Annotated in this window: 1 protein-coding gene; it reads left to right on the forward strand. The window is 63.2% G+C overall.

Going from position 1 to position 617, the window contains the following annotated elements:
- Nucleotides 1-617 (forward strand): immunoglobulin-like domain-containing protein (locus AC1D1M_RS31450; protein ID WP_477778699.1); only part of this gene is annotated, 617 nt, incomplete at both ends.

The raw sequence follows: 617 nt of genomic DNA on the forward strand, positions 1-617 counted from the left end.
GCACCACCGTCACCGACACCATCGACACCACCAACCTCAGCCTGAGCGCYACAAGYTCGGTCGCCGAGGGTGGCTCGATCATCTACACCGCGACCCTGACCAACACCGCCGGTTCGCCGGTGACCGTGACCCTGAGCAACGGCGCGGTGATCAATATCGAGGCCGGTAACACCACTGGCACCGTGACTGTCGATGCACCAAAAGACGACGTCTACAAAGATGCTGGCAAAGTCGAAGTCAGCATTTCCACCGCCACCGGCGGCAACTTCGAGAACCTGGTGCCGAGCAGCGTACCGGCGGTGACGGAAGTGACCGACACCATCGACACCACCACCGTGAAGCTGACCGCGACTGAAACCGCGGCCGAGGGTGGCACCGTCACCTACACCGCGACGGTTGGAGCGGCCGTCACCGGTTCGCCGGTCGTCGTGACCCTGGCCAACGGCCAGAGCATCACCATCGCGGTCGGCGAAACYACCGGCAGCGTGASCACCCCCGCGCCAAACGACGTGTTGACCGGCCATGCGCYGTTGACCAAYTCGATCACCGACGTCAGCGGCGGTAATTACGAAAATCTGGTGGCCGACAAGACCCCGGTTTCGACCACTGTCACTGAC

The sequence above is a fragment of the Pseudomonas sp. P1_F7 genome (assembly GCF_056405655.1).